The organism is Nostoc sp., from assembly GCF_036917155.1.
In the GTDB taxonomy this organism is placed as follows: Bacteria; Cyanobacteriota; Cyanobacteriia; order Cyanobacteriales; family Nostocaceae; genus Nostoc.
This window is the reverse complement of record NZ_JBALDZ010000116.1, coordinates 1-23,555: the sequence shown is the minus strand read 5'-3', so window position 1 is coordinate 23,555 and position 23,555 is coordinate 1. Positions and strand designations below refer to the sequence as shown.

Below are 23,555 nucleotides of genomic sequence, written 5' to 3'. Positions count from 1 at the left end.
GCCACTCTGTCTTGAGTGCGATGGGCCATGCCCCAACCGAAGCGATCGCAAGAGTCAGCGAATTTTGACAAACCCAGCTTGGCTAATCAATTCCTGTCCCTGCTCAGTTAGCAGTAAGTTGGCGTAAGCGACACCTGCTTGCTGCTCACTCTGATTATTCTGTTTGACCACCACAAACAGATTGCGGGTAATCGGATATTTTCCTGATTGGAAAGCATCAATGTTCAATTTGTTCCGTTTACCAGGACATTCAGACGGGAGGACAGAAGGTTCTTGGTATGGAGCAATATATTGTCCTTGCGTCCGCCCCAACGGCAAGGCTTTAATTGAGCATTGAGGAATCACCTCTGGGGCAGAAGCGTAGTAGATGCTACCAGGACTACCAGCCAATTTTTGCAAGGCTTGGGTGGTTGTGGAGATAAATTCCACATTGGAGCTGAAAGCTTGACCACCCAAGATGTCTTGGACAAAAAGTTCGACTGTACCACCATCAGTAATGCGGCGAGAATAGGGCTTAATCGGGATATTGGGGCCGCCCACCTGGCTCCAATTATTGATTTTGCCGGTGTAAATTGACTTTAGCTGTTCTATCGTTAGTCCTGGGATATTCAAGTTAGGATTAACTGCGATCGCTAAACCATCAATTGCTACAGGAATTTGTTTTAAACTGAATCCACGCTGCTGGGCACGGCTTAATTCCTGATCTAGAACTGGTCGGGAGGACTGGGCAAAAGCTAGTTGGCCATCTATTAGGGACTGAATGCCAGTACCAGAACCAGGAGATGCATTGCTGGGTTCGACATAGCGCAGCCGTAACTCTGGCCGCGCGGCTTGAATTGCTGGATCAACTACTAGTCGAATCGGTGCCCAAGATGTACTACCTCCGTAATTGAATAATCCTGTAGGAACATCTTTTACTAAAGAGAAAGTCCCGCTGCTAGGTTTTCCTGATGTGGCTTGGGGCGTATTGGTGCTACCAGAATTAACTGCATTTAGCTCCAGACCAGACTTTCTGCTGAACCACCAATAGCCGCCAGCTACTAGCCCGACGGTGATTAGTATTGATAATACAAGAATAGGTATTTCATTTTTTTGAGACATAGTAAATTACCCCCATATCCATTCAATATAAGTGCTTGATAGGTTCTTGCTACTTGAGATTGTATTTGGAAGACGGGTGTTTTATTTAGGAATTCTGACACCTCTATAACTTGGTTGAAATTACTCAAGGAACGGACTCAGAAGAAGTCCTCCCTGGAAATGGTTCGCATTCAATCCGCGATCAAGCTTGAGTAGAGAGCCTTTCCCTAGATGGCGATCAAAGATATCGCCGTAGTTGCCTACAGATCCAAGAACCCGGCGCTGCCACTCCTTATCCAGACCTAAATCTGGTGCGGAGATCGGCATCGCCCCAGTACCGCCCGCATACCAGTGTGTTTCCGTTCTCTCTGCGTTAATTAATGTATGCACAGTCCAGGCAACGATCGCTGACCACTGGCCATCCTCGGTTCCAGTCGCGGCAATCACCGGAAAGGTCGTCAGCGGCTCTGGAAGGATGCGGCTCGATAATCGGTTTACCCCAGGGTCGAGGCGGATATTTGCAAGGGTCGTAATCTCACCAACAATGGCGTGGCAATTTTGCACGTTGTATGTATCAATCATTTCCCCATCCTCAGAGAACGGGCGACGGAACCAGTTTTTGTGGAGCGCACCGAAGTAAGCCGTGAGGCTCCGCTCAACCGGACTGCCAATCATAAAGCAGATGCTTTCTCCAGCCAGATCGCTGACGTGGTGTGCAGCCGAAGTGGATGCCACCATCACCGCATTGGATTCTACGAAGATAGTCGGGCCAGGCAGTAACTTACCAGCTAGTTTTTGCTCCTCAATCTCCGATCCTGTAAGGAAGAATACGTCATCCTGTTGGTTACGCACCGCGTCGAAGTCCTTTGGTGTCTCATACTCATGATATTCGATACGGTCAGGAGATCCCAGCACGGCGGCAGCGATCGCACGGCAGATATCAACGTTGAGGCCACTCCAGCCACCTGCCTCGGCTTTAGTTGCCAGACCCATCCGCTCAACGCTGCCACAGCGAACCACATTGCGTTCCTTCACACGTTTGATCACGGAACCCGCCTGAGCGTCGGAAATCGAGCAGCAGACACCAAACAGAGTCAGGAAGATTAACAGAAAACGCATGAATTATCCTCAAGGAATGTCGAAAAACGGGGAACTGGGGACTGGGGAAGGTGGGGCCCCCTCTGGGGATAAGGGGTAATGGGGACTGGGGATTAAACCCCAACCAAATCTTATTCATTTCTTTACTTAGTGCAATCAAAAGGTGTCTTGGGTTGAAAGATGGATGGGGTGTGCCCCATCCATTTTTGTCTTTAAGGGTTAGCGGCTGGATAAGTGCTTGGTAGAGTGTTGAAACCCTTGGGGATGTTGTTGACGATTCCCTGGCGCTTGTCCTCCGGCGTGATTCCGATGGCGCGACAGCCTTCACCGCCGTAGTGCGGTAGTGTATTCACAACACTATCTGGAATCTTTGCAAATGAAGCTGGCAGCGGTGGTGATACACCCAGTAAGCGTTTGGGATCGAAGCCCGACAGTAAGCTGTCGGTAATTGGCGAATTGATGTCCCGTGGGCCGAGGTACTTCTGGTGGAATCCTGGTGGGCCGAATTTGTTGAACTCTGGGGAGTTGCCAGCAGCGAGTGCCTGTGCCTCATCAGGCAAGCTGGCAAGGGCAGGCAAACCAAAGATCGTGTTGATTGTCTCGATCACCGAGTTGTGGTCGCCCTCGACGTGGGAGACGGCGTGCGTCCGGGCATAGGGTGAGATGAGGATCAGCGGCACACGGACACCACGGGAAAGCGGCAATCCATCAGGGCCATAGGACAAGATCCTTGGTGGAACATGATCGTAGAAGCCATCAGACTCGTCGTAGGTAATGATGATGGCACTCTGCTGCCAGATTTTCGGATTTGATGCGATCGCATTAATTGCCCTAGCCGCCATCCCCTCACTGAGTTGGCGATCGCTGTAGGCTGGGTGGTCGTCATCACCTGACTTCGCGGCATTAATGGCGGCGATCTCATCCGCAGGCGTGTTGGGGTTGGTGATCGGCGGCTTTAAACCTTGCTGGTTCGTGTAGCCACCACGAATGTAGAACACGCCACTTTTAGGTAGGGTATTGTTGGCTATGTCGCTAAAGAAGTCATTCAGCCCCCGAAGATTTTTGCTCACCTGCGGCGTGTTGGCAATATAGCCGAAATATTGTGCGCCGTTGTGATGGGTGACATAGGCATTGTGGGAAGCGATGCCGTTGGTATCGGTCGGTTCGAGATCGTAGCCTTCTTGATACCAGCGCCAATTCACTGGCTCAGTCTGGAGTTTGTGGATATAGGGAATATCCTGCTGGATGTCGGCTAGATCGAATAAAGGATTCCTGTTACCAGCCAAGACTGACCGAATATTACGCCCCTGGAAGGTGAGGGGCAGACTGGCGAAGGTCAGGTTCGAGGAGATGTTGTTATCAGCGTAGTTCTCTCCCGTACCAGCAGGTTGCTTGTTATCTGTCGTTGTGTCGAACTGAGAGCCATAAAAGGGCTGTGGGTCGTTGACTACGGGCACTCCCTGTGTGGTGCCAGTGTGGCTACCTACGGTGTAGGATTGGCCACTTGCACCGTGCTTGACCCATTGCGTTTCACCCGCCTGCCCTGCGAGCATCGCCACTGCATTCGGAGTTGAGGGTGTGTCTTCAGTTGCAAAGATGTTGTCAAAGACCGTGAAGCGACTAGCCCACTTCCAGAAGAACGGAATGGTGTCGCAGTCGATATGCGACATGACAAGACGCGCTAACTGCTTACCTTCAGCAATGTTGGCGGCTCCACCCTTCGACAGGAAGCGCGTATACTCGTCGTAGGCGAACTGATCCATCTGTGGTTTGCCGTCCACAACATGGATCTTGGTTGCCAGTCCGGTGTGTGAGTGGTCAACGCTGTCAACGGCGCTGGCGTTCTGTTCAGCTCCGATCCGGAATGGCTGAACTGTGACGGTTGCGCCACTAGCATCCGTGTAGGTCTGGGTGAAGCCCGGCGTTTTCTCTGGGTTACGAGGCTTTTGTCCATCTGAGTAGAGTCCGTTCACACCGGGTAATGTGCCATACTCGTTGTCGAAGGAGTGGTTCTCGTTAAAAATTACGAAGACGTACTTGATCCGCTCCTGAAGCAGCCTTGTGAGTAACTTCGGTGGTAGCTGGGGTTCCCTACCTGGATCGTTTAAGTATCGCGCCACGTCTGGCGTTGCATCTGGCTGGGTCGTAATGGTTGATTTTGGTTGCGAAACTTCCCGTGGAGAGGAATCCTCCGCGATCGCTGGGACGATGAAGGATGGAAGTAGCAAGAATGTTAAAGCAAAATAGAACTTCGTAAATCGTCTCAAAGCACATCTCCTTAGCAATTTCTATCGAGCTAATATCGCTATGCGGACTTCAGAATTCGTATTCATATACCGCAAGAATTTGATTGATTTAGAATAGGTATTTGGGTTACGCCGTGCTTTATCGGTTACAAAATTTAGCACTATTGAAGATCGGCAAAATCATGCTGCTATTTAAGCTTTTTGCTTTCTTTTTAGCGACAAACCGATAGCAGCAATAACTACTGTTCCGGCAAGGGTTTGAGGTTCAGAAACAGGCTCAATTTTAGCGAAACTAACGGCAGTAATTCCCGAACTTTGGACACTTCCAAGGTCACTATTGTCCAAAAATTTGCCATTATTAGTACTACCTGTACCTGTTAAATTGCCGTCAAAATCCAGTTCTAAACTGTACAAGTTATTGTTTTGCCCTGTCAATAAGCCTGCGTCTGAAAAAGCAAGTATGTTCTCTTGAATGTAAGCTGTATTACCAGCCAAACTGTTGGATAATGTTCGCAAAACAGTATTGTCTTTGACTAGGTTCACTGTCCAACTTGCTAAATCGACAAAAGAATTAGAAGCGGGTAATTGATCTACATCTACTGTGTAAGTTCCATTAAAAGAAGCATTTGCTAAATTCACAGGTAGCCCTACTGAACCATCAAGAGGCGCAGGAGCAAAATCTCCTGAAATATTAAATGTTTTCAAATTGACAGCTTGGGCAGGATTTGTGCCAATGGCTGCAAGCATAGCAAAACCAACTGCTATGATGGCAGTTGCTTGCGATAACCTTCTTAGAGGTGTTGCACTCAGCAGAAGTTGGGTCTTAATATTTTTGCCCATAGTTTAAGTAAGTGTGCTTTTTACACACCGAAAATAATGCCAAAGTGAAGAGACTCCTATGGCTAGGCTTGAAGGTATAAAGAAAAATCCAGAAATGACTGCATCTATAATTTGATACAATTTTTATCACATCAAATTATTCTTGATTTTCCCCACAAGGGACAAGCTATTAAACCACTTATCCATTAGCCTTCTAGCTTCGGTAGTTACTCCCACCTCACCAGTTGCTAAAAATCTCTACTTTTGTATTTTGTTACCTGAAAATTAATGACAAGTTAAGAGAAAGCAAAATTTATCGTAAATTGAAGGGTTTAAGCCACCTAAGTCTACATACACGTAGTATCATTTTCAGACGGAGTTTAAATCCCCATCTGTTTGCATAGAGTGCCGTAGGTAAAATGTCTTTATTAAATTTTTATCGTACTGGTTCAAAGTCATAACCAGTGCCAGAGCGAGAACCAGGAACGATTTTTACAAGTTGGACTGGCGCATTGCGATCGCCTGATGGTAAAAATCGAATTGTACCAGAAGCACCGCTGGCAGAAAAGTCAGAGGATGCCAATGCTTCTTGGACTCCTAATCGCGTAGGATTACTTTTTAATGCCCTAATTAGAGCAACAGTGGCATCATAGCTGAGGGCGCTTCGCCAACTCACATCAGCACCCCATAGTTGCCGCGATTTCTGAGGAAAATCTGACTTAGGATCGCTATCAATATGCCAGGGAACTGCCACTACCATCCCCGCAGCTTGCTCTCTGCCAATTTCTAAAGTTTTAGCGGTGTAAACATCATCTCCCGCCAGCAGAGTTAATTTTTTCTGGTTAATCTGAATTACTTGCAGCGCTTTATCCAGAGTTTCAGTGTTAGCAGCTAACATCAACACTTCTGCACCTTGCTTAGTTGCTTGTTCGACGCTTTTAGCTGCACTAAAATCCGCCTTGGATAAATCAAATTCGCTGGATACTTGTCCACCCTCTAGAGAAACAGATGAGACAAACTCTGACTTTAAAGACTGGCTATAGTTACTCTGAGAATTAAAGAAAACCACTGCATTTTTTTTCTGCAAAGTTTTCACCATGTAGTTGGCTAAACTTCTCGCAGCCATAAAATCACTGGGAACTGTGCGAAAAACGTAGCGGCTAAAGTTAGAAATTTTGACAGATGTGCTGGTAGGAGAAATTGCTACAAGTTGTCCAGAATTATAGATAGTACCTGCGGCTAAGGTGGAATCGCTAGTACTCGGCCCAACTACACCTAATACTTCGGAATTACTGACTAGGTTGGAAGCGATTTGCTTGGCTATTTCTGGATTATCGTCATCGTTAGCTATTCCTACTCTCAAAAATACTCCCTTGACTCCTCCAGAGGTATTAACTTCATTTTGGGCTTGGGCGATGCCACGTAAAATTTCTAAAGAAGTATTGGGGTCAGTGCCAAATGGTACAGAAGCCACAATGGTATAGCTCTTGGAAGAACCGATGCGGGCATTGTTAAGAAAAATTAATGCTTCTGGATCGTTACGGTTGAGTTTTAGAGCAGCGGTGAAATTGGCGATCGCTTTATCATAACTTTTAGTAGCGATTGTCTGTACTCCTTCTTTTTTCACTGGAGAGATATCACCCGGAGTCAAGGATTTTTCCCCAAAACTAATACGGTCTTGTAAGGATGTATTGTTACCTGGTTCTTGATTTGGAATGGCGGTATTACTAATTTTGACCCCAGAGTTGTTAGTAAACCACCAAAAACCACCGCCAACTATGCCAACTGTCAGCAGCAAACTCAAGGCTAAAATTTTGATTTCATTCTTTTGTGACATGAACAAGTTTGAATGAAGAAAAAGCAGATAGTGCAGCGATAGTGAGTATTCAAGTGTCGCGTCTGAATCAAGGGTTTTAAGACCCCGAATAAATTTTGATCATTTAATTCTGACAAATCCAGCTTTTTCGATCAGTTCTTGACCTTGGGGTGTCAGAAGCCAATTTGCATAAGCTTCCCCAGCTTGCTGATCTGTTTGACCATTCTGTTTAACAATTACAAATAAATTGCGGGTAATCGCGTAGTCTCCACTCCGAAATACTTTGGTATTCAACTGATTACGCTTACTAGGACATTCAGATTGAGGTATAAATGGCTCTTGGTAGGGAGGCACAAATTGACCGCTTATCCGTCCTAATGGTAGAGACTTAATCGTACACTGGGGTACAATCTCTGAGGCAGAAGCATAGTAAATTGCGCCAGTATTCATCGCTACTTTTCGCACGGCTTCTGTGGTCGTGCCAATGTAACTAATGTTGGTAGCAAAATTCTCTTTATTTAAAACATTTTCCACAAAAAACTCTACTGTACCCCCAGCTTCTTGATTGCGAGAGTAGACTGTAATTGGTAAATTTGGCCCACCCACCTGTTGCCAATTAGTAATTTTGCCCGTGTAGATGTCTTTGAGTTGGGCGACAGTTAAACCTGGGATATTGAGATTTTGGTTAACTGCGATCGCAATCCCATCAATGGCCACCGGAATTTCTTTCAAACTAAATTCTTTTTGTTTAGCTTCGGTATTTTCTTCAGCTTTAACTGAGCGAGAAGATTGAGAAAAAGCTAGTTGATTATCTATCAACATCCGAATCCCAGTTCCAGATCCGGCTGGGACTGAAGGAGGTTGAGTATAGCGTAAAGTAAACTGAGGGCACAGGCTTTCTAGTACTGAGTCTACATCTTTACGGATGGGTGCCCAGGTTGTACTACCACCATAGTTGAATGTTCCCTCTGGGAGATTTGGCACATTACATCTATTGTTGACAAACTGGTTTATGGGATTACCTGTGTTGCTACTCCCTGAAGCTTTCGGAACAGTTCCGTTTAATTGCGCCCACCGTTCCATAAGAAACCATAGACCACCAAAGATCAAACCAATGGTGGTGACAACGGCTAAAAAAAGACTAAGTGTTTCGTTTTTCTGAGACATTATGTGGCTGTTAGCACCAGGAGTTTTTTAAAGTAAGAGAGATAATAATTTATAAATAAGTCGAAATATGGCTGTCAGTGAAATAGCTACTAAGCCTGCTGCAACTGCTGAAATCACGACTCCCTGAATCCCAAACCCCCCTTGTAAAAATGGGAGAAAAAAAATAATCGCAAAAGTAATTGTGGGAATAATTAATAAATCGAACTTTTCAATCCACCGCCTAGTTTGGGCAAAAATTAGTATACCTAAAATCAGGGCGGAAGTACTAAAAACAATTATTGGTGATTTTACTAGACTGAAGAGGGCGATCGCGATTAATGCACCCTCAAATCCACTAAACGCCGCCCCACCCAATAATTCCAATGTAGAAAACGCTGGTTGAGCTGATGAACGGCGGGAGGCAAAAAGACCAGAAGCAATGGAAGCTTGTGGTGGGAGTGTTGCAGAGGGTGAATTAAGTTGTGTCGGTGCTAAAGCCTGTGAGTTAAGGGCACGTAGAACTTCCTGGGCTGACTGGAAGCGCTGATTAGCAGCAGGTAGCAGCATTTTATCGAAAATGTCAGCAAGACGGGGGTTGATATTTACTTGCGATCGCCATTTCCACTGGTTGCTATAGGCATCAAATAGTTGAATTGCTTCCTGATGTGTTAACAAGGTAATCAGAGTGACAGCTAAAGCGTATAAGTCCGTAGATGGAAATACTTGACCTCCAGTCATCTGCTCAGGCGGTGCAAATCCCATAGAATAAATTCCTGTGGAATAAGCCGCAGAAGCAGCGTTTGTTACTTGCTTGACTGCACCAAAATCTAGTAAGAAAAGTTTACCATCACGACGACGCATGATGTTTGAAGGTTTGATATCTCTGTGGATAATGCCTCTGTCATGGACAAACTCTAGTACTTTCAGAATTTCTTGCAATACTTGTAACACTTGCTGTTCAGAGAATTTGCCCTGTTGAACTAATTCTTCCTCTAGGTTTTGCCCATCAATGTATTCTTGTACCAAGTAAAAAAATTGGTCTTCTTGTCCTGATTGCAAGCTATTAACTATTACTGGAAAGAAGGCAAATAAATCAGGAATTTGCTCGTGGTCGTTACCAAGCTGTGCTAAAACTTCTGCTTCTCTCTCAAACATTAACTGCGCTTGTTGCAATTGAGTTGAGGTTAAATTTCCCGCTGGTTGAAACTGCTTAACCACGCATTGACGCATTCCTGGTATTCGGCGATCGCGTGCCAAAAAGGCTGCTCCAAAACCGCCCCTTCCCAGTAGCTTTGTTGGCACGTATCGACCATCTAGCATCAGTGGCATACCACAGGTAGTGCAATACTTCTGCTGGGTTGTTTTCAGTGTCGTAATATCGTCTAAATCGACAAAATAGTTTTGTGGGCGTGGACAACGTGGACGAGTGCAGTAAACTTCCATTTTTGTGATTAGTCAAAATAATTCGTAATTGATAATACTCACCTTCTCTACGAGATGTTACGCCAATAGCGAGAAGCAAGCTACGTAATTCGTAATTAGTTCAGGTTACAGAGCAGCTAAATTTATTAATTGGAGAACAGGAAACTTTTTTCCTGATATCAAACCCTTGGCTTGTCTACGGCATCCTGTACAAACATCGATGGGTTAATAATTACGAATTACGTTAGCGTAGTGTAAAGCCGACGGTATGGCTTCTCTACGAGAGGCTGCGCCAACGCTTAGAGCGACAGAGGAGCATCATTACGAATTATTTGGTCATTTACAAAAAAACAAAGGACAAATGATTGATAACCTGATTTTAGTCTTCGCCGGATAAGGTGGGTGTTGCTACCTCCAATGTAGTTAACACTATGTTTTTTTGTGCTAATTTTAACACATCTTGATTCCATCCTGGGTTAGCGAACTGGGGCAAAATTTCTTGACTAAAGGCTTCTGCGGCCTTGGATCTATAGCGATTGGGATTAAAAATCAGCCACAGTGTCCGTTTGACGACTACACCTTCAATGGGAGTACGGTGCAAAACGCCCATTTGTAGCTCTTTAGCGATCGCACTAGTTGAAACAAAAGCAGCCCCTAAACCAGATTGCACAGCATTTTTAATCGCTTCAATGGAATTCAATTCCATTTCAACTTTAAAACGTCTGGTATCAATTTCACAGCGTCCTAGCACTTGGTCAATTACTTTGCGGATAGTCGATTGGGAATCTAGGGCAATGAATTGTAATTTATATAGGTCTTCTTTTTGGATTTTTTCAAGTTTGGTAAAGGGATGAAAGACAGGTAGAATCAGGGCTAGTTCGTCTTCAGCGTAAGGAATAACTTCTAAAGATTCTGAGAGCTCACCAGGAATTTCCCCACCGATAATCGCCAGATCAACTTGTCCATTCGCGACACTCCAAGCAGTCCGGCGGGTAGAGTGGACGTGTAATTGCACTGCCACATCGGGATATTTTTGTCGGAACATGCCGATCATTCTGGGCAAGAGATAAGTGCCGGTGGTTTGAGAAGCACCGACAATTAAAGTCCCACCTTGGAGATTTTGTAAATCCTCGATGGCGCGGCAGGTTTCCTGACACAGACTGAGGATTTTTTCACCGTAGCTTAAGAGTAAATGCCCGGCTTCGGTTAATTGGGCGCGTCGTCCTCCGCGATCGAATAAAGGGACATCGAGTTGCCGTTCGAGATTTTGCACTTGCAAACTGACGGCGGGCTGGGAGACGTAAAGACTATCAGCGGCACGCTTGAAGCTTCCTTCTTGGGCGATCGCTTTTAAAATACGTAACTGATCTAAAGTGAAAGGAAGGTCAGACATAAGGCTCAACCCACAAACTTTGAAAGGAGCGGATGCACACAACAAATCAGGTTTAGCAGCAATCAGCTGGGTATGATTTGTTGCATATTAAACTTGAAGGCTTGACTCGAAAAAGACAGTGGCACAACATCTTGACTAAAGTCCCCTTTTGAATACTTTGTGGTATTGGTTGTACTGAATTCAATTTTCTTTAAATTACTTCACTCGTTTATATGCCGTTGATTTCTTGGTTGACACCCAGTCATTTTGTCATACTGGGGTTACAAATAGTTTTTGCGATCGCTCACAGTGGAGGCGCTGCTATGCGTCCAAGGGCCGAAAAATACATTGGCCCAAGGCTTTATCGCATTCTCTTTGCATTAGTCAGCCTACCGTTGGCTGTGATATTAATTATTTACTTTTTTGGGCACCGTTATGATGGTTTGCAACTTTGGCAGGTACAAGGAGTGCCAGGAGTGCGAGAATTTGTTTGGCTGCTGTCAGCAATCTCGTTTTTGTTTTTATATCCTGCTACCTTCAATCTACTAGAAATTGCTGCCATTCAAAAGCCCCAAGTTCATCTCTATGAAACAGGAATTATTCGGATTACCCGTCATCCCCAGATGGTGGGACAAATAATTTGGTGTGTTGCCCATACTCTCTGGCTGGGAACTACCTTTACTCTTGTGACTTCCATTGGATTGGTGTTGCATCACTTGTTTGGGGTTTGGCATGGGGATCGCCGTTTGAGTGATCGCTATGGCGAAGCTTTTGAAGTTACCAAACAGCGGACTTCAATTATTCCCTGTAAAGCAATTATTGACGGGCGTCAATCTCTCAAATGGCAGGAATTTCTCCGCCCTGCCTATTTGGGAGTTACCATTTTTATCGCTTTGCTTTGGTGGTCTCACCCTCTGTTACAGGAAGCAACTAGTAGGATAGGATGGTAAATCTAGATGATCCCCAGTGTCAGCAAAAAATCCGAAATAGATGAAAATTTCAGCTTATCAATTGCCCCAAATCAATGTAGGATAAATTCAAACATCTATAAATGGGGGTGCATTGAGTCAGTTTGAGATTTTATATTGGTAGTCGTTGGTCAGTTGCCTTTCCTTGGGAGAAAGTCGCAGATTCAGTCAAATCCCCAGGAGGCGACGGCGATCGGGAGTTTAACATCCAAAAAAGCCAACGCAACTTAATCCGGTGGCTTTTTTGTCAGAGACACATTAACGCGCTCAATTTTTATCTAATTATTTGGTGTCCTGAAAGCATCTATCGGTAGTTACTGACTTGCCAATCTTTCACTAAAGCTGTGCTGAGTCCTGAGTAAAATCAAGCAACTTAGTATTCACTACTTGGCAATTAGTCCCAAGCCCGCCCTTTACTCTCAAAGCAAAAGAAACGAGTTCTTCATTCAATCTCCCTAACTTTAGTTACGGATTTCTACTCAGCACTGGCTCAACCCTAGCTATCCGCTAATAGAACTCGGAACTCAGCACTACTAAAATTCAGTGTTAATAGCTAGTTTGATATAAAAACCTTATAATCCAAGAGGCGTCATGGTGTTGTCGGTTAGTGAGCGGACATTTACTCAAGAAGTTTTAGAATCTCCTATTCCTGTTTTAGTTAACTTTGAAGCACCTTGGTGTGGCTTGTGTCGGATTATCCACCCACTGTTGTTACAATTTCAAGCCCAATGCGGGGAAGAAATTAAATTAGTTGGGGTTAACGCCGATCAAAATTTTAAATTGTCTACTACTTATAGGCTAAAATCACTACCCACTTTACTATTGATTGAAAATGGCACTGTTCGCCATCGCTTGGAATGCTTTCGCAGCAGAGAAGATTTACGTCTAGCTTTAGAAGAGATTAAAGCCAGCTACAGCAATTGCCCGAAAATCTACACTAGTTCCAAAGCAGTGGATTTAGAACGTCGATCAGCCTGAAGAGAGTGCTGAGTTCCGAGTGCTGAGTGCTGAGTGGGGAATCTCACTTCTTTATTCAGCACTCAGCACTCCTGAAGGGTATGGGGCATTGGGCAAAACAGTTCCTCTTTTCCGTTAGCGGATAGCTAAGGTTTAGCCCGTTCCGAGTGCTAAGTGGGGAATCTCACTTCTTTACTCAGCACTCAGCACTCCTGAAGGGCATGGGGCATGGGGTATGGGGCAAATGACCAATGACCAATGACCAATGACTAATGACCAAATCTAAAACCATACTTAACACCCCACTCAAAGACCTTTGAGTGGGTTATTTTATGCTAAAGGGTGTGTGTCACAATTATTAACAGTTTCGACACGCTAATCAAGAATTCTAAAAGTAGGCGTCAGTGATGGAAGTAATCTATCAGTATGCCTGGCTGATTCCAGTGTTCCCGCTTTTTGGGGCAATGCTGGTCGGTCTAGGGTTAATCTCGTTGAATCAGGTGACAAACCGCCTACGGCAGCTTAACGCTGTGGTGATTATCTCCATGATGGCAGCAGCTATGGGGCTGTCGTTTGCCTTGTTATGGAGTCAAATTCAAGGACACGCGCCTTATCTCCGTACCTTTGAGTGGGCGGCAGCCGGCAATTTTCACCTGAGCATGGGCTACACTATTGACCACCTGACAGCCCTAATGCTGGTGATTGTCACAACGGTAGCCTGCTTAGTCATGCTTTACACCGATGGCTACATGGCTCACGATCCCGGTTACGTGAGGTTTTACGCCTATCTCAGTTTGTTTGGCTCCTCAATGTTAGGTCTGGTGGTCAGCCCCAACCTAGTACAGATTTATATATTCTGGGAACTGGTCGGGATGTGTTCTTACTTGCTAGTCGGTTTTTGGTATGATCGCAAGTCAGCAGCCGATGCGGCGCAAAAAGCTTTTGTGACTAACCGCGTCGGCGACTTTGGTTTGTTACTTGGCATTCTGGGGCTATTTTGGGCAACAGGAAGCTTTGATTTTAATATCATGGGCGATCGCCTCGCCCAACTCGTAGAATCAGGTTCTATCAGCAATTTTCTCGCTGTCCTGTTTGCGATTTTAGTTTTCTTAGGGCCAGTTGCAAAATCAGCCCAATTCCCCCTCCATGTCTGGCTACCAGATGCAATGGAAGGCCCCACCCCCATTTCTGCCTTGATTCACGCGGCAACAATGGTGGCGGCGGGTGTTTTCCTCATTGCCCGGATGTACCCAGTATTTGAAGACGTTCCAGCCGCAATGAATGTCATTGCCTTTACTGGGGCGTTTACGGCGTTTTTGGGGGCAACCATTGCCATTACCCAAAATGACATCAAAAAGGGCTTGGCTTACTCCACCATTTCCCAACTCGGTTACATGGTGATGGCAATGGGCATAGGTTCCTACAGTGCCGGATTATTCCACCTGATGACCCACGCCTATTTCAAGGCGATGCTGTTCCTGGGTTCAGGTTCAGTAATTCATGGTATGGAAGGTGTGGTTGGACACGACCCCGCCTTAGCTCAAGATATGCGCTTGATGGGCGGATTGCGAAAGTATATGCCCGTCACATCAATTACCTTTTTGATTGGTTGCTTGGCAATTTCTGGTATCCCTCCCTTCGCTGGTTTCTGGTCAAAAGATGAAATTCTAGGGAAGGCTTTTGAGGCTAATCCACTTCTCTGGTTCATCGGCTGGCTAACTGCCGGGATTACTGCTTTTTATATGTTTAGAATGTATTTCTCGACATTTGAAGGCAAATTCCGGGGTAATGACGAGAAAATCAAGCAAAAACTGAAGAAGGCGGCGGCGACAATTGTCCTGGAATTAGAGTCAGAAGAACTAGCGCCGAATTTTGGGCCTGGGGCGATGAAGAAAGGAGAATTGGCTGCCACTGGTGAGCATCATGATTCCCATGACTCCCACGGGCATCACAGCGACTCTCCCCACGAATCGCCGTGGACGATGACCCTGCCGTTGGCACTTTTGGCTGTGCCTTCGATTTTGATTGGTTTGGTGGGAACTCCTTACGCCAATTATTTTGAAGAGTTTATCTTTCCTCCTAGCGAAACCCTCTCCGAAGTTATAGAAAAGGCTGCTGAGTTCAATCCGACGGAATTCTACATTATGGCGGGTGCCTCAGTGGGAATTTCCTTAGTTGCGATTACCTTAGCTTCGCTGATGTATTTGCAAGGGAAAATTGACCCGGCTGCGATCGCTGCTAAAATCAAACCACTTTACGAGTTATCTCTCAACAAGTGGTACTTTGATGACATTTACCATCGGGTTTTTGTCCTCGGCTTGCGTCGCCTAGCTAGACAAGTTATGGAAGTTGACTTCCGCGTTGTCGATGGTGCTGTTAACCTCACAGGCTTTTTCACCCTTGTTAGCGGTGAAGGTCTGAAGTACCTAGAAAACGGTCGCGCTCAATTCTATGCCTTGATTGTGTTTGGGGCGGTTTTGGGCTTAGTGATTGTCTTTGGTGTTACCTGATTTTAATCGGGGTGGGCGATCGTCCACCCCTACATTATTTCTTGTCTCACGCAGAGGCGCAAAGTGGAATTGAGAGTTAGGTCTGAAAAGAAGCAAACCATGAATTTAATATTTCTTCAGAACTTTGTGAAGCTTCAGTTGCTCGTCTATACCAGTCGATAGAAGCAAGCCATTTCACTACAGTTGGATGACATATATCTTCAGAAGATATCCACTGACCAAGCCTTTGTTGATTATTTTGTGAGTCAATAGAGTTATATCTGATAGTTTGCGGCTTATCCCTACCTTTAAAGTTAAAAGCTCGAATTTCTCCTTGAGAATCACAAATAACCCAATCAATTGATAAAATAATAGCCTGGTCTTTTCTATTTCGTGTTGAAAGAACAGCTATAGTTCTTTCAGCCATTTGTTGGGCTTTAATTTTCATGAATTTACTATCTACACCTCGGATATCCACTGCAACACAGTAATCCGAATTATCTTCAACAGTTATGCTGAGAATCTCATTTTTTTTAATGTATTTTCCATCTATTTTAGGACGATATAGTTCAACTTTACCTATATTAATTTTGTTTTTGAATTCAACACCTGTTATCTTGAAAATAACTGTATAAGTTTGAGGCTCCAGAGAATAAATTTGTCTTAGAAAATTAAGTCTCTGTTTAATAGTTGAATACTCATAATATTTTCTAAGTTCTTCCTTATATTCATCAATTGATTCTGTATCTTTTGATGGTGATCCAAATAAGGCTGGATACAAATTACCTTTTGTATTTTTAGCGATAGGTTCGGCTACGCGATCGCAATCTCGGCAATATGGCTATGTCTTTTTAATTGCATCTTCAATCTCTTCTAAGCTCACATCTGCCTGATCCGATTTTGCATAGATGAGTAGAAGTAAGACGCATTCAGGTGAGACAACCTGATAAATCACCCGATATCCACCACTTTTACCGGTCGGGATATCACTGTTTTTTGCTCGAACTTTAAAAACAGTCAAGTCTATCCCAGAAATTTGATCGCCGATAAAATTCCCAGCCTCTAGCTGATCGATAATGGGTTGAATGTCAATTTGAATTTGGCGATAACGTTTAGTCAGAGTTTTGAAACGACGTTTGAAGGGAGGTGTAAAGCGAACTTCTGCCATAAATCTAGGCTTCGATATCGTCCCAAAGCTCTGAAACTGGAAAAGTTTGTCCTACTGCTGCTTGTCGCACTGACTCTTGCAGATCGGCTAATATTTGTGCTTTTGGCTCTTGTTCATCAATCCAAGCTAAACCACTGACGTTATCAGAATTTATGGAACTTATAAGCTGTTGCCAAAGTTCTATAGGGACGAGTACATCTGTTGTTTCTCCATCTACGTTAGTGAGATAACGAATTTGACTTTTAATTTGTGCCATTATCATTATGGTTATTTCTTCTTTGATGCATTTTTGCACCAAATTGCTTTTTTCAACAACCACCAAACAGCATCGTGTCTTTTTAGCGATAGGTTGGGCTACGCGTAGTAGACATCGCACATTCCTTAAATTCTAGTTTAGCGGCTTTTGTTAGGGTAAATTTTTGACTTGACTACCAGTATTTAAACTGATATTCTGCATTCCCTCAAGTAAAAATAGACTCCTCGGATACCAAATGGGGGATTGCCAATTTAATTAAATCAACCTAACAATGAAGGAAAAATTGCTAAAAAGCTGTTAGTTAATAACTAGTGACTTTTTGCCAAACATGATTTTGATAGCAGATTGATTGTGATGAATATAGCTAATTTCCCCTGGCTGACGACGATTATTCTGTTTCCGATAGCGGCGTCGCTACTTCTTCCCATCATCCCTGACAAAGAAGGCAAAACAGTGCGCTGGTACTCCCTCGTCGTAGGGCTGATAGATTTTGCACTAATTGTTTACGCTTTTTATACTGGGTATGATTTCTCCAATCCAGATTTGCAATTGGTGGAGAGTTACCCCTGGGTACCACAATTGGGTTTGAATTGGTCAGTAGGGGCTGATGGCTTGTCCATGCCCCTAATTATTTTGACTGGATTCATTACCACGCTGGCGATTCTAGCAGCTTGGCCTGTTACCTTCAAGCCCAAGCTATTTTACTTCTTGATTTTGGCGATGTATGGCGGTCAGATTGCCGTGTTCGCTGTCCAGGATATGCTGTTATTTTTCCTGGTGTGGGAACTGGAACTAGTACCGATATACTTTCTGCTGTCGATTTGGGGAGGTAAAAGGCGGCAGTATGCAGCGACTAAATTTATTTTATACACCGCCGGCGGTTCGCTGTTTATTTTGCTGTCTGCCCTGACAATGGGATTTTACGGCGATACGGTGACGTTCGACATGCGAGCGATCGCCTTCAAAGATTTCGCCCTCAATTTCCAACTTGCCCTCTATGCTGGCTTCCTAATTGCCTACGCCGTCAAGTTGCCGATTATTCCCTTGCACACCTGGCTACCTGATGCCCACGGTGAAGCTACAGCCCCCGTACACATGTTATTAGCAGGTATTCTCCTGAAAATGGGCGGTTACGCCTTAGTTCGGATGAATGCCCAAATGCTGCCCGATGCCCACGCTTATTTTGCGCCAGTGTTGGTAGTTTTGGGGGTAGTTAATATCATCTACGCTGCCTTAACATCCTTTGCCCAGCGCAACCTGAAGCGAAAAATTGCCTACTCCTCAATTTCTCACATGGGCTTTGTGATGATTGGTATTGCCTCCTTCACCGATTTGGGATTGAGTGGGGCAGTATTGCAAATGGTTTCCCACGGGTTAATTGGGGCGAGTTTGTTCTTCCTGGTAGGGGCAACTTACGATCGCACCCACACCCTGATGTTGGATGAAATGGGCGGTGTCGCGAAGAGAATGCCGAAGATTTTCGCCATGTTCACCACCTGTTCAATGGCTTCTTTGGCATTGCCAGGGATGAGCGGTTTTGTGGCAGAATTAATGGTGTTTGTGGGTTTTGCTACTAGCGATGCTTATAGCTCTACCTTCAAAGTTATCGTCGTGTTCTTGATGGCAGTGGGAGTGATTTTAACTCCGATTTATCTGCTGTCGATGTTGCGAGAAATTTTCTACGGTAAAGAGAACGAGGAATTAGTTTCTCACCAAGCTTTGATAGATGCCGAACCCCGTGAAGTATTTATCATTGCCTGTTTGTTAATTCCAATTATTGGTATTGGTTTCTATCCGAAATTGCTGACTCAGATGTATGACGCTACAACTGTACAATTGACAGCAAGATTGCGTGATTCCGTGCCGACATTAGCACAACAAAAAGACGAAACGCTAAAGGTTTCTTTGAGTGCGCCGGAAATTGGTAATTAAGTTGCGATCGCTAGTTTAGTTTAAATACTGATTATTTTGAGGGCGGGTTTTGTACCTGCCCTTTTTGTTACTCACTGAACTACAGCAGGGAATAGGGAATAGGGAATAGGGAATAGGGAATAGGGAATAGGGAATAGGGAATAGGGAATAGGGAATAGGGAATAGGGAATAGGGAATAGAGTTGAAAGTCTCTTGGTATATGGCTTTTTTATTAAATTTTGTACCTCATTTACTTGAAATCTGCTGTAAGTTAAAAAAATACTGTATGGGGTAAGCGAGTAGAGGTGTTTTTTCTAATTTTTATAAAAATAGATTTTCAGCTGATTGATTTGTTTGCAACCAGTTAAGTAAATCTTCCATAGCAGTAAAATCTAACAAAGCTTCGCCAAGGTTTTCTAATTGATTTAAAGAAAGAGATTTGATGCGCTCTTGCAATTCTGGTGATAATTCTCCCACTCGTCTTTGTAGTAACCTTAAAATCAGCCGTTGTTCACCTTCTTTTTTACCTTCTTGTTTTCCTTCTTGTTTACCGCGCTCGTAGCCGATGCGCTCACCTGTAGTTACGTATCTCATAGTCCGCTCCTGCTCAAATTGTTTAAACTCTTCCCAAAACTGATTTTCCAATGCCTTTGGTAATATCATAACCCAATCGATAAATCGATACAGATTACGAATATCCTGCTCTTCTAAGCCCAAATCATATAGTCTGCGAATTAAGCTAAATTTCCATATTTTGCGCTGTTCGGGTGATGAGCGTGTCTGCTGCGTTTTCAAATGCGCCATGACGACAGTTGCAAATGGATTATCGCTATTTTCTAACTCGTGAAAGTGATTTTCGTAATCTAAAAGTTTAACACTACCAAATTCAAAAAATAAGTGCGTATTGGGATAATTGTAACTGTAATTGTTTGGTCGCCATTCGCGGTTTGAATCACAGAGAATTGCAAGGCTAATCGCTGGTCGATCAAAGCGGTCAAATATGCGAAAGTTGTAGGTAAACATCCGCTTGGCAAAGTTATCTTCTTTTTGTGCCTGAATTTCAACATGGATTAATAACCAAAGTTCTTCCCCCTGGGTTTGCCAAACTTTGACTAATTGATCGGCATATCGCTTACCCTGTTCAGCTTCACGAGTTATTTGTTGAAATTCTTTATCTAGAAATTCGTAGGGACGTTCCCAATCAATTAATGCATAAGTTTCTGGAAAAAAGAAATACATTGCTTGGGGAAAATAAGCTTCTATAATTTCTTTCCAAGGGCTATCAAAATCAGCGCGTAGGCGTAGCCTGTCGTAGACATCGCTAATATTGGTCATATTCATCCAAGAAGCTGATTTTCGTCACATTTATGTGAATATTGTAATCCACAATCAATTGTCCCTCGTATACCTACTTAATTATCGATAAATTTTCTACAATCAAGGTAGAATCATATGTGGTAAAACCGCTAATGTTAAACTACAATCCGCTGCATTGTTTGCCATCTTCCGAAGAACTACCTGACTCAGATGATACCGCTGTGGATAATGAACTACAAAATTTAATTCCCGGCTTGCTAAAAACGATACTAGCTTTGGTTTGGTGCGATCGCTGGGATTGGTTCTTTGGTGTTGACATGGGTATTTATTATGACCCAGAAAAACTAGCCGTTGTCCCTGATGGGTTTCTCAGCTTAGGAGTGAAACGCTTTATTGATGAGGACTTACGCCTAAGTTATGTGCTGTGGGAAGAAAAGAAGCTGCCAATTTTAGCGCTAGAAGTTGTTTCCCAAATATATCGGGAAGAATATAGTACCAAGAAAGAATTTTATGCAAAAGAATTAGGAATTTTGTACTACGTTGTATATAGTCCTCTTCGGCGTAAAAAGACACCTTTGGAAGTGTATCGCTTAGTTGATGGGGAATATATTTTAATGTCAGGAAATCCCGTTTGGCTACCAGAAATTGGTTTAGGAATTGGGCGAGAACGGGGAATTTATCAAGGTATAGTGCGGGAGTGGTTGTACTGGTATGACGAAGAAGGGCAAAAATTGCTGACACCAGAAGAACGCATCAGAGAGGCAGAAGAACGCACAGCTTTTGAAGAACAGCGACGGGTGGAAGTAGAACAACAGGTGAAAATCTTAACGGAAAGGTTGAATGCACTTGGCGTTGATCCAGAAACTTTGTCATAGATTAACCAGATTTTGTAATTTTTGCGGACTTAATGATGAATTCAGGCAGTTTGGTAGAGAAATTTATGTGGAGACAAAGTAAATACTAGATTCACCAAAAGAATCACCAAAAATATTGATTTTCTACCACTGTTGTTTGGCGGGTGGAGGAGTCGTATTTGAGGAGATATTCGCGCGCGATCGCTTCATTTTCTCGCAGTGTTTCAACTTCTTTCTTTCCAATCTCGGTATCCGTAGATAACAAAATCACTTGATGGCTGGCGGATGGAAAGTAACGTTCAACTAAGTTACTGCGGTGAGAGGAGTCTAGCCTACCTAGTGGCGTATCGATTGCTACTGGTAGGCGGTGGCCAGAGACTTTAGCTAAACCCCAGAGGAAAGCGATCGCAAGTAGTTGTTTTTCGCCAGCAGAGAGGCGATGTTTAGGCACAGGTTTACCATTTAAATCGTAAAGCAAAAGGCTAAAAGTCTTGGTATCAATGGTGATGCGATGCACTAAGTCTGATTTATGCAAGAGATAAAGGAAGCAGTTTTTAACTTCCTCCTCTAATTTATTGAGTTTTCGCAGAGTTAATTTTTCCCGAAAAATCTTGAGTGTGTTTTGAACTTTAGCCGCAGAGGTAATAATATGTTCGCTATTTTTATGTTTAATATTTTCTACAGTATAATCACTTAATTCCTTTTTGGATTTGGCAATAATAGTTTCTAATTCAGCTAACCGACGGCGGATTGTTTCGTAATTTGCTTTAGCTTCAACAACTTGATTTTGTGCCGCTTCTAGTGCTTGACGCAGCTTTGTATAATCTTCTGGTGCTGCTGCTGTTTGCACTTGTCTTTCTAGAGTATGAATTTCTTCTTCCTTATTTTTGAGAATAGCTAATTTCTCTTTCGCAGAAAGTTGAGAATTTTGTAAGTGATATATGAGATTATCTAGCTGACTTAAAGTTTCATCATCGGCTAATAGCCAAGGTGCTTCTACCTGGATAGTCTTTGCATATAAACTATCTACATCTTGGATTAAAAAAGATTGGATTTTTTCAACTTGTATCGGAGAAATTTCAACTTGATTTAGCCAAGTGAGTAAGCGCTGATCTCTCTCAATTAACAAATCTTTAGAAATTTGTACCTGTTGATGGCGAAATTCCTTTTCTCCCTGTGCTTGCGCCTGATTAAGCAAATTGGGAATCAATGCTAGAGGTAAAACATCAGCCGCTAATTCACACATCGACTGACGTACTTGTTCAATTTCCGCAGTTTTTGTATCCTGTTGTAGTTCTAGTTGATTGCGTTCGGCTGCAATCTTCCCACCTTCAAAAATAAATTTATCAAAGGCTTCTTGCTGCTTTTTTTCTAATTCTTCTACCTGATTTTTGAGAGTTTCTAATTTTTCTCCTGTTATTTGATAATCTTCTTGCTGTTGGGTTAACCTAGTTTCAATTTCCTCTAGGTTTGCTAAATCTTTACTATTACCAACTTCTTTCAGTTTGCGGTTAACTAAGATATCTAAATCAACTGCTAAACGGTCTGCTAACTCTAGCCCTAAAAGTCCGCGAATCGCATCTACTACAACTGGTGGTGGTGTTTCCTGTTCTGCAAGTTCTTTAACTTGTTCACCATCAAAGAGAAATAAGTTAGAAATTCCTAATGGCAGGAGATTTTCAATATATTCATCCCAGATATTAACTAAAGCAGCAGGCCAGGTATCACTGTCGCCTAAAATACCTAATGTATCTTTACCATCTTTAGGATTTTTTGTCCAACTACGAACAACACGGTATTTTATTGGTTTATCGTTTTCAATATGTTCAAAAAGTAATTCAATCCGGGTGTCTGCAACTGGATCTATTCTCTTGGAAAGTTGCTCCTCTTGGGGAGACCCCAAGACCGCACTTTCCGCTTTGTTATTAACACATTGATTGAGAAAATCGCTATAACTTAAATTACCACGGGTAGAACATTGGGCGCGGGGGCCATAAAGGGCGAGACGAATGGCATCCATAAGGGTAGTTTTTCCGCCGCCATTCATACCACCTAATAAAATAATTGGGTGTGAGTTTTCTTCATCAATTTTTGGGTTAAGATTGATTACCTGTTTGCCACTGTAGGGGCCAAAGTTTTGTAATACGAGTTCAAGAAATATCATTTATCTGATTGTGGGTTTATGTAAGATACTGGGCGAAGGTCATTCGCGGTTAAGCAGGCAGAGTTTATAAGATACCGGGCGAATGAAATTCGCGGTTAGGCAGGCAGAGTTTATAAGATACCGAGCGAAGGTCATTCGTGGTTAAGCAGGCAGAGTTTATAAGATACCGGGCGAATGAAATTCGCGGTTAGGCAGGCAAAGTTGATAAGATATCGGGCGAATGGAATTCGCGGTTAGGCAGGCGAAGTCCACCTTCGTGGACTAAATTCGTATATAATCGTTGGTTTACTTGGGAGTTAGCTCCCAGGTGGGAATGATTGATTTTTGACTATGGTGGGTAGCTTGATTTCTGATGTAATTGGCTATATTATCAATGGCTTGGACTTTGGACAAAAATAAATTGTTCGCGTTTATCTTACGCGAACAAACGAATAATTAATTTTGTTTATAGTTATCAGCAGAAAAAAAGCAT

19 protein-coding genes and 1 pseudogene are annotated in these 23,555 nt (G+C 43.5%); 6 read left to right on the top strand and 14 right to left on the bottom strand.

Translation table 11 applies throughout. The features are described from left to right. Window positions 1-54 precede the first annotated feature (54 nt). The 3 genes from V7K67_RS16370 to V7K67_RS16360 all read right to left on the bottom strand — a co-directional run bounded on the left by V7K67_RS16370 (window position 55) and on the right by V7K67_RS16360 (window position 4,298). Window positions 55-1,101 carry a PstS family phosphate ABC transporter substrate-binding protein gene (locus V7K67_RS16370; RefSeq protein WP_334730053.1) on the bottom strand — a complete coding sequence of 349 codons (1,047 nt, stop codon included), beginning with the start codon at window positions 1,099-1,101 and terminating at the stop codon, window positions 55-57. Between the two features lie 120 nt (window positions 1,102-1,221). Then, window positions 1,222-2,199 (bottom strand): hypothetical protein, encoded by a 978-nt coding sequence (locus V7K67_RS16365; protein ID WP_334730054.1) that lies wholly within the window; start codon window positions 2,197-2,199, stop codon window positions 1,222-1,224. A 191-nt stretch (window positions 2,200-2,390) separates the two neighbouring features. Beyond that, on the bottom strand, window positions 2,391-4,298 hold the full coding sequence (locus V7K67_RS16360; protein WP_335167475.1) for a phospholipase C: 1,908 nt from the start codon (window positions 4,296-4,298) through the stop codon (window positions 2,391-2,393). Between V7K67_RS16360 and V7K67_RS16355 the strand changes: the two genes are divergently transcribed. After that, complete coding sequence (locus V7K67_RS16355; RefSeq protein ID WP_334730067.1) at window positions 4,240-4,425, top strand: hypothetical protein; 186 nt, start codon at window positions 4,240-4,242, stop codon at window positions 4,423-4,425. The genes V7K67_RS16360 and V7K67_RS16355 overlap by 59 nt on opposite strands. Window positions 4,426-4,616: 191 nt before the next feature. Here the strand turns inward: V7K67_RS16355 and V7K67_RS16350 are convergent, their stop codons facing one another. The 5 genes from V7K67_RS16350 to V7K67_RS16330 all read right to left on the bottom strand — a co-directional run bounded on the left by V7K67_RS16350 (window position 4,617) and on the right by V7K67_RS16330 (window position 11,020). Then, a complete protein-coding gene (locus tag V7K67_RS16350; RefSeq protein ID WP_334730055.1) occupies window positions 4,617-5,264 on the bottom strand; it encodes a PEP-CTERM sorting domain-containing protein in 648 nt (215 codons plus the stop codon). A 415-nt stretch (window positions 5,265-5,679) separates the two neighbouring features. Then, window positions 5,680-7,080, bottom strand: a complete 1,401-nt coding sequence (locus V7K67_RS16345; RefSeq protein ID WP_334730056.1) for an ABC transporter substrate-binding protein — start codon at window positions 7,078-7,080, stop codon at window positions 5,680-5,682. A 99-nt stretch (window positions 7,081-7,179) separates the two neighbouring features. Next, window positions 7,180-8,226, bottom strand: a complete 1,047-nt coding sequence (locus V7K67_RS16340) for a phosphate ABC transporter substrate-binding protein (RefSeq protein ID WP_334730057.1) — start codon at window positions 8,224-8,226, stop codon at window positions 7,180-7,182. 27 nt (window positions 8,227-8,253) lie between these two features. Further along, window positions 8,254-9,648: a protein kinase domain-containing protein gene (locus tag V7K67_RS16335; protein WP_335167450.1), complete on the bottom strand. Its 1,395-nt coding sequence runs from the start codon at window positions 9,646-9,648 to the stop codon at window positions 8,254-8,256. Window positions 9,649-10,006: 358 nt separating this feature from the next. Beyond that, window positions 10,007-11,020, bottom strand: coding sequence for a LysR family transcriptional regulator (locus V7K67_RS16330; RefSeq protein ID WP_334708020.1), 1,014 nt, complete (start codon window positions 11,018-11,020; stop codon window positions 10,007-10,009). A 212-nt stretch (window positions 11,021-11,232) separates the two neighbouring features. Between V7K67_RS16330 and V7K67_RS16325 the strand changes: the two genes are divergently transcribed. The 3 genes from V7K67_RS16325 (at window position 11,233) to V7K67_RS16315 (ending at window position 15,434) form a co-directional block, all read left to right on the top strand. Then, a complete protein-coding gene (locus tag V7K67_RS16325) occupies window positions 11,233-11,949 on the top strand; it encodes an NnrU family protein (protein WP_335167448.1) in 717 nt (238 codons plus the stop codon). A 609-nt stretch (window positions 11,950-12,558) separates the two neighbouring features. Continuing rightward, complete coding sequence (locus V7K67_RS16320) at window positions 12,559-12,945, top strand: thioredoxin family protein (RefSeq protein ID WP_334708022.1); 387 nt, start codon at window positions 12,559-12,561, stop codon at window positions 12,943-12,945. Between the two features lie 386 nt (window positions 12,946-13,331). After that, window positions 13,332-15,434: an NAD(P)H-quinone oxidoreductase subunit 5 gene (locus tag V7K67_RS16315; protein ID WP_334730061.1), complete on the top strand. Its 2,103-nt coding sequence runs from the start codon at window positions 13,332-13,334 to the stop codon at window positions 15,432-15,434. A 76-nt stretch (window positions 15,435-15,510) separates the two neighbouring features. On the opposite strand, the gene V7K67_RS16310 is transcribed toward V7K67_RS16315, so the two are convergent. The 3 genes from V7K67_RS16310 to V7K67_RS16300 are packed head-to-tail and all read right to left on the bottom strand — an operon-like array spanning window position 15,511 to window position 16,837. Further along, the gene (locus V7K67_RS16310; RefSeq protein ID WP_334730062.1) at window positions 15,511-16,194 is read right to left on the bottom strand and encodes a hypothetical protein; all 684 of its coding nucleotides are present in this window, start codon (window positions 16,192-16,194) and stop codon (window positions 15,511-15,513) included. A gap of 60 nt (window positions 16,195-16,254) precedes the next feature. Next, window positions 16,255-16,581, bottom strand: coding sequence for a type II toxin-antitoxin system RelE/ParE family toxin (locus V7K67_RS16305; protein WP_335167446.1), 327 nt, complete (start codon window positions 16,579-16,581; stop codon window positions 16,255-16,257). Between the two features lie 4 nt (window positions 16,582-16,585). Continuing rightward, window positions 16,586-16,837, bottom strand: a complete 252-nt coding sequence (locus V7K67_RS16300) for a hypothetical protein (RefSeq protein WP_335167444.1) — start codon at window positions 16,835-16,837, stop codon at window positions 16,586-16,588. Window positions 16,838-17,191: 354 nt separating this feature from the next. Here V7K67_RS16300 and V7K67_RS16295 point away from each other — a divergent pair, with 354 nt between their 5' ends. Continuing rightward, window positions 17,192-18,769: an NAD(P)H-quinone oxidoreductase subunit 4 gene (locus V7K67_RS16295; protein WP_335167441.1), complete on the top strand. Its 1,578-nt coding sequence runs from the start codon at window positions 17,192-17,194 to the stop codon at window positions 18,767-18,769. Window positions 18,770-19,069: 300 nt separating this feature from the next. Here the strand turns inward: V7K67_RS16295 and V7K67_RS16290 are convergent, their stop codons facing one another. After that, a complete protein-coding gene (locus tag V7K67_RS16290; protein WP_335167439.1) occupies window positions 19,070-20,083 on the bottom strand; it encodes a DUF4351 domain-containing protein in 1,014 nt (337 codons plus the stop codon). A gap of 134 nt (window positions 20,084-20,217) precedes the next feature. Here V7K67_RS16290 and V7K67_RS16285 point away from each other — a divergent pair, with 134 nt between their 5' ends. Next, window positions 20,218-20,940 (top strand): Uma2 family endonuclease, encoded by a 723-nt coding sequence (locus tag V7K67_RS16285; protein WP_335167473.1) that lies wholly within the window; start codon window positions 20,218-20,220, stop codon window positions 20,938-20,940. A gap of 103 nt (window positions 20,941-21,043) precedes the next feature. On the opposite strand, the gene dndD is transcribed toward V7K67_RS16285, so the two are convergent. Together dndD and V7K67_RS34425 are read right to left on the bottom strand one after the other, a co-directional pair. Beyond that, a complete protein-coding gene (gene dndD, locus V7K67_RS16280) occupies window positions 21,044-23,083 on the bottom strand; it encodes a DNA sulfur modification protein DndD (protein ID WP_334731202.1) in 2,040 nt (679 codons plus the stop codon). 285 nt (window positions 23,084-23,368) lie between these two features. Then, window positions 23,369-23,461 (bottom strand): annotated as a pseudogene (locus tag V7K67_RS34425) (IS200/IS605 family transposase); the annotation flags it as partial. Between the last annotated feature and the right edge of the window lie 94 nt (window positions 23,462-23,555).

Bases quoted from the DNA above. Each gene is read 5' to 3' on its own strand.
- V7K67_RS16340 (WP_334730057.1), bottom strand. From the start codon at position 8,226: ATGTCTCAGAAAAACGAAACACTTAGTCTTTTTTTAGCCGTTGTCACC.
- V7K67_RS16305 (WP_335167446.1), bottom strand. From the start codon at position 16,581: ATGGCAGAAGTTCGCTTTACACCTCCCTTCAAACGTCGTTTCAAAACT.
- V7K67_RS16300 (WP_335167444.1), bottom strand. From the start codon at position 16,837: ATGGCACAAATTAAAAGTCAAATTCGTTATCTCACTAACGTAGATGGA.
- V7K67_RS16325 (WP_335167448.1), top strand. From the start codon at position 11,233: ATGCCGTTGATTTCTTGGTTGACACCCAGTCATTTTGTCATACTGGGG.
- V7K67_RS16365 (WP_334730054.1), bottom strand. From the start codon at position 2,199: ATGCGTTTTCTGTTAATCTTCCTGACTCTGTTTGGTGTCTGCTGCTCG.
- V7K67_RS16290 (WP_335167439.1), bottom strand. From the start codon at position 20,083: ATGACCAATATTAGCGATGTCTACGACAGGCTACGCCTACGCGCTGAT.
- V7K67_RS16330 (WP_334708020.1), bottom strand. From the start codon at position 11,020: ATGTCTGACCTTCCTTTCACTTTAGATCAGTTACGTATTTTAAAAGCG.
- V7K67_RS16370 (WP_334730053.1), bottom strand. From the start codon at position 1,101: ATGTCTCAAAAAAATGAAATACCTATTCTTGTATTATCAATACTAATC.
- V7K67_RS16320 (WP_334708022.1), top strand. From the start codon at position 12,559: ATGGTGTTGTCGGTTAGTGAGCGGACATTTACTCAAGAAGTTTTAGAA.
- dndD (WP_334731202.1), bottom strand. From the start codon at position 23,083: ATGATATTTCTTGAACTCGTATTACAAAACTTTGGCCCCTACAGTGGC.
- V7K67_RS16345 (WP_334730056.1), bottom strand. From the start codon at position 7,080: ATGTCACAAAAGAATGAAATCAAAATTTTAGCCTTGAGTTTGCTGCTG.
- V7K67_RS16335 (WP_335167450.1), bottom strand. From the start codon at position 9,648: ATGGAAGTTTACTGCACTCGTCCACGTTGTCCACGCCCACAAAACTAT.
- V7K67_RS16285 (WP_335167473.1), top strand. From the start codon at position 20,218: ATGTTAAACTACAATCCGCTGCATTGTTTGCCATCTTCCGAAGAACTA.
- V7K67_RS16315 (WP_334730061.1), top strand. From the start codon at position 13,332: ATGGAAGTAATCTATCAGTATGCCTGGCTGATTCCAGTGTTCCCGCTT.
- V7K67_RS16295 (WP_335167441.1), top strand. From the start codon at position 17,192: ATGAATATAGCTAATTTCCCCTGGCTGACGACGATTATTCTGTTTCCG.
- V7K67_RS16350 (WP_334730055.1), bottom strand. From the start codon at position 5,264: ATGGGCAAAAATATTAAGACCCAACTTCTGCTGAGTGCAACACCTCTA.